General features: G+C 63.3%; 4 protein-coding genes and 1 pseudogene. All 5 read right to left on the bottom strand.

What is annotated here, in order from left to right; genetic code table 11:
* Window positions 1-89 precede the first annotated feature (89 nt).
* The 5 genes and pseudogenes from ACAG24_RS29380 to ACAG24_RS29360 all read right to left on the bottom strand — a co-directional run bounded on the left by ACAG24_RS29380 (window position 90) and on the right by ACAG24_RS29360 (window position 4,405).
* Window positions 90-1,040, bottom strand: a complete 951-nt coding sequence (locus tag ACAG24_RS29380) for a GrpB family protein (protein WP_370476364.1) — start codon at window positions 1,038-1,040, stop codon at window positions 90-92.
* A gap of 210 nt (window positions 1,041-1,250) precedes the next feature.
* Window positions 1,251-1,400: pseudogene (locus ACAG24_RS29375) on the bottom strand (nucleotidyltransferase domain-containing protein); the annotation flags it as partial.
* Between the two features lie 2 nt (window positions 1,401-1,402).
* Window positions 1,403-2,959, bottom strand: coding sequence for a site-specific integrase (locus ACAG24_RS29370; RefSeq protein ID WP_370476356.1), 1,557 nt, complete (start codon window positions 2,957-2,959; stop codon window positions 1,403-1,405).
* Window positions 2,952-3,287, bottom strand: coding sequence for a helix-turn-helix domain-containing protein (locus tag ACAG24_RS29365; protein ID WP_370476359.1), 336 nt, complete (start codon window positions 3,285-3,287; stop codon window positions 2,952-2,954). The genes ACAG24_RS29370 and ACAG24_RS29365 overlap by 8 nt, the downstream gene beginning before the upstream one ends.
* Complete coding sequence (locus ACAG24_RS29360; protein WP_370476362.1) at window positions 3,284-4,405, bottom strand: tyrosine-type recombinase/integrase; 1,122 nt, start codon at window positions 4,403-4,405, stop codon at window positions 3,284-3,286. Before ACAG24_RS29360 ends, ACAG24_RS29365 begins: the two co-directional genes overlap by 4 nt.
* Between the last annotated feature and the right edge of the window lie 245 nt (window positions 4,406-4,650).

Below are 4,650 nucleotides of genomic sequence, written 5' to 3'. Positions count from 1 at the left end.
CACTGGATAACGGCATTATCAGGTTTAGTCGAAATCGCCTGCAGTTTCGGGCGTACGACGCCCCGTTTGCGCGGCTTTACAACCGGCGCTTAGTCGGATGGCGCGTTGAGAACGGCTTGAATGAACGAGTACTTGGCCGCGCTGTAGGCCTCGCGGTCGTCGCCGTGTTCGGCCGCAAGGGCACGTTTGAGCGCTGCGTAATTCGCCGTCGTGGATGGATCCGCTCGAAGGGCGTCACGAAACGCAATCTGCTGGTGCCAGCGTGCACTGTCGGTGGTCATGATGTGCAGGTGAGCAGATCGGTGGCCCTCGTTGATCTTTACGAAGAATCGTCGCCAAGGTCGTCGGTCCAGATCCGGGGTGACGTAATGCCAATCGTGCTTGGAGAGGACCGCTGCCATCGAGTCTGAAGCGTCCAGATGAGCCACTGGGGCTTGGAGGTCGATGATTGGTTTGGCCGGCAGGCCTGGAATCGCAGTGGAGCCGACGTGCTCGATGCGGCCGACGAGCCATGGCGCGAGAAGTGCTTGCAGGGTGTCGCACAGGCGTTGTCCTTGCGCTTCCCAGTCTGGGTCTGCGTCGACGATCTCCATGCTTTCGGTGGCCCAGTTCGGCCAGGGTGAATCGGTGCTCTCCGCGGTGGAATTGGTTTGGGCTGGCTCGCCGCCGTCAGCGCCGCGCCGGTAGCCAGTAAAGAGGGGCCCACCTGCCATCGTGAGAATGTCAAGGACGTTGTCGCGCAGTGGGACTGGGTTGCCAGCACCCGCACTGCGAAGTCCGTTGATGAGTTGGGCAGCATGAGTGGTAGCGAGATCGTTGTCGAGGCGCTCAACTTCGCGCATCAGCCATTTCCCACTGCCACTCCATCGTCGGTTGACCGCCAAAAGCAAGTCGGCGGCCGCCCGAGTCAATGCTGCCGCAACTGTGAGCAGCTCATCGTCGCTGTGTGCACCGGTTAGATCCTCAAGGAGGTCAGTGACCGCGTAGCGCTGATTCTCCAGCTCGGAGGAAGAGACAGGTGGCGGTCCCTGGCGATCCATTTCGTGAAGATCGTGCTGCAGCCGAAGGCCTGACCCATCTGTGTCGACCAGCACTATCGCTGAGCCGACGAGGCGCATCGTGGTGGGGCGCCGCCGCCGTGTGCGGTCATCGTCGCAGAATCGCAGCAGAGATTCCTCGGTCTGGACGAACCATTCGACTGGCCACCCGTCAATGGTTTCAGAATGTCGGTATGGTGCCGGTGGCCCCTCGAGTAGGACAGTTATGTCGAGATCCGATGTCTCTGTGTGGGTTCCAGCGGCTACGCTGCCACCCAACCACGCTGCCCGTGATTGCGGGTAGCGTTCCGCTACTAGGCGGCGCGCTATCGCTATCCCCGTTTCATTCGGCTGGCCGGGCATGATCACATCCGGCCTTGTGTTGGCGGGGTGGGAGTGCCAGCCGCAGTGTGTTTCGGGTCCGCATCCTCTGCGCGTCCGCGTCGGAGGGCTCCGATGGCGGGGTAGGTGGCCATGGGTACTGCGGCGCGAGCGGCGTGGATGTTCATGACTTGGGTGGAGTAGCCGAGGAGGTCGCCCAGCGAGGCGGCGTCGATTTCCTTGGTGAGGTCGTGTAGTGCTGCGTTGCGGGCGGCTTTGATGTCGATCCCGAGGCCTCGTAGCCGTTTCATCAGTGACTGTTCGGAGATATGTTGTCCTGCAGTGTATCCCGGGAATAGCCAGGCGGATTGGTGGTTCATCGTCCGGCGGTTGGCGCGCTGTTCGAGGTGTTGGCGAAACAGGGGGAGTAGCGCCGGCGGGATGGGGGCGGGTACCTCGCCCAGGGCAATGGTGGTTCGGGTGGGTGTCGAATCGACATCGTCGATGGTGAGTCGACAGATCCGGTCGAGTGGTGTGCCGAAGAGCATGAGTAGGAGCGCGGCGATGCGGGTGGAGAGGATGACGTGGTCGGCTTCGATGACCTGTTTTATGAGGTCGAGGTGCTCTCGCGTGGAGGCTAGTGGGGTGCTGCGGGCGACGCGGTAGCGGGTCTTGAGGCGTGTTGCGATGCCGGCGCGGGCGCGCCACTGGATGAAGTTGCGGATGAGGGTGCGGGTCGTGGTGCCTTCGCTGAGGTAGGTGTCGAGCTGGCCTTGGGTGAGGTGGTCGATGGTGGTGTCGTGCTCGGTGAGCAGCCAGGTGAGGAACTTGCCGGCTTCGGTGATCTCTTGTTTGGCGCACCGGGTGGCGTTGTCCATGTTGCGTGTGGGGTCGTCATTCTCTCGTAGGCGCCGTAGGTGGTGCCATCGGGCGAATTGTTCGAGGGGGGTGGCGATCGCGGGGGTGGCGTGCAGTGTCTGCAGCCGTTGGTCGAGCCACTGTTCGAAGCGGGCCAGATATCGGTCCCCGCGGTCGGGCATCATGCGGTGCGCGACGAGCATCTCGCGTAGATGCTCGACGGCCTTGGATGGGGGCATTGCGTCGAAGGCTTCGTGGTTGAGCTGTAGTTCTCGGGCGCCGATCAGGGTGAGCAAGTCGGCGGTGGCCGGTTGGCGCATCCAGGTGATGATGCTTTCTGGGCGGGGGACTGCGGCGAGTTCGACGATGAGTCGTTTGAGGCGCATGTCGGGTGGGTGGTGCGGGGCGAGGATGTGTTCGAGGTCGGCGGTGACGACGCACCGAGCGCACTGTCCGTCGCGTAGCCGTTCGGCTTCCCGGCCGCAGTTGTCGCAGTCGAGGTTGGTGGTGATGCCGGCGCAGTCGCGGCACAAGGCTGCTCCGGTGGGTGTTTGGCCGGGCACGAGGCGTTCGGTTCCGCAGAATGAGCACGTGCCGTAGGTGCGTGCCGCTGTGGTGAAGCAGGGGCCGCAGATGACCCCCTCGGGCCAGCGCACCCGGGTCTTGGGCACGAGGTGGTGGCATCGGCTGCATTCGATGTTGCCGACGGTGCGGGGGCGCCCGCGTCGAGGGGTGTCAGTCATCGGAGACGATCCGGGCCTTCACCGGTCGATAGGCGTTGAGCAGAGGAACGTCGCTGGGGGCGTTGACGGCCTTGGTGCGGGTGTGGCGGGCGTCGGCGGCGGTGTAGGTGATCAGATCACCGGCTTCGATACCGAAGATGTCGCACAGCGCGACGAGGACCTTGAACGAGATCCGGTCGGGTTCTTGGCCGACGATGCGGTAGATCTGTGATTCGGAGAGCATGATGCCGCGTTCGCGGAGCGGTGCGACCAGGTCGCGGCTGTTCTTCATGCCAGCGCGGGCCATGAATTCTCGTACCCGCCAGTGGTATTCGATTTCTCGTCTCATTGGGACTCCTGTCGTCTGGTGTCGCCGAGGTTGGCCTTGCTGCGGGTCAGTGTCGAGCTGAGGACTCGCTCAAGTTCGCGGGCCCGGTAATCGGGCGCAGCTACGGTGTAGATGGACGTGGTCGCGGCGTGCTCGTGGCCTAGCTGCAATTGCACGAAGCTGACGTCGTAGCTGTACTCGGTTTGCAGGTTGGTCGCATACGAGCGGCGAAAAGAGTGCAAGTCCAAACCAGGTGGAAATCCGAGTTCATCGACCAAATCGCGCATCCGCTGCCACAGATTGCGGTCGGGCACCAAACCGCCCTTCTCGGTGGGGAAGAGGTCGTTGACGGGCTGGCCGTAGCGGGGAAGTCCCCGCTCGGCCCAGTCCGCCACTGCCTCGGCGGCCCAGTCGAAGACAGTGAGCACTGTGCGCTGTTTGGGTGGGGAATTGCGCATCGCCTTGCCGTGGCGGATCCGCACCAGACCCCAGTCGCCGAAGAAGGGCGCCCGAGCGTTGCGCGAGAAGTCGACCAACTGCAAGTGGCGGACCTCGTTGCGGCGAAGGCCCCAGCCGTAGAGGGTCTTGAACGCCACCGCGTCCCGCCACGCCGACAAAGCACCCTTGCGCCCGGCGCGCAGGATCCGTTCCGGCTCGAGGTCCGCCAAGTCGAAGAACTGTTGCAGCTCACTGAGCGTAAAGGGGCGCTTTACCGCACGGGAGTCGTCGGCCTGGACATGCTTGGCCTTGTTGAATTCGGTGACCACTTGGCTGAAGACGGTGCCAAACAGTCTGCCGCAGTGCTCGTTCCAGTCATAGGCCGGATTGGTCGCGTAGTCGAGGAAGAGCTTCACGTCGGTCTGATAGGCCCGCACGGTGCTGTGGGCGCGGTTGAGGACCCCACGCAGATGACCGAAGAAGTCATCCGCGTCGGCCGGCGTCCACTGCCACGGAGCGGTGCCGACGAAGTCCGCCATCCGCAGGACGACGGCGTAACGCCGGTCGATCGTGCCGCTGGAGGTGCCCTGCGCCAGCTGCGCATGCCGCCATCCGGTCAGTACGTCTTCGAGGAACGCCTCGGGATCCGGACCCGACGCACCCGCCGGCAGATACACCAACCGACCCATCGAATCGTCCACGAGAAACCCTCCCAACTGAATGCATATTCTGCACTCGGGATGCAGATAACGCAGAGAAACGATGCAAAATCCCAGCTCACGCCAGCGAATCGCCGCACTGATCACCAGCCATGCCGCGTCCGGGCCTGCCTACCGGCGGTGTGCCCTAACGAGGCGAAACATGCTCTGCCGCAACATGACCGATCGCCGGTGGAGGTGTTATCAGAAACTGATCTATTCGCATACCATGCGAATAACCAACTTAC

The sequence above is a fragment of the Mycobacterium bulgaricum genome (genome assembly GCF_041287165.2).
In the GTDB taxonomy this organism is placed as follows: Bacteria; Actinomycetota; Actinomycetes; order Mycobacteriales; family Mycobacteriaceae; genus Mycobacterium; species Mycobacterium bulgaricum.
Note: the sequence above shows the minus strand (reverse complement) of the source record. Positions and strands in the feature narration are given on the sequence as shown.

Coding starts and splice junctions, on each gene's coding strand:
- ACAG24_RS29380 (WP_370476364.1), bottom strand. CDS start 1,040: ATGGATCGCCAGGGACCGCCACCTGTCTCTTCCTCCGAGCTGGAGAAT.
- ACAG24_RS29370 (WP_370476356.1), bottom strand. CDS start 2,959: ATGACTGACACCCCTCGACGCGGGCGCCCCCGCACCGTCGGCAACATC.
- ACAG24_RS29365 (WP_370476359.1), bottom strand. CDS start 3,287: ATGAGACGAGAAATCGAATACCACTGGCGGGTACGAGAATTCATGGCC.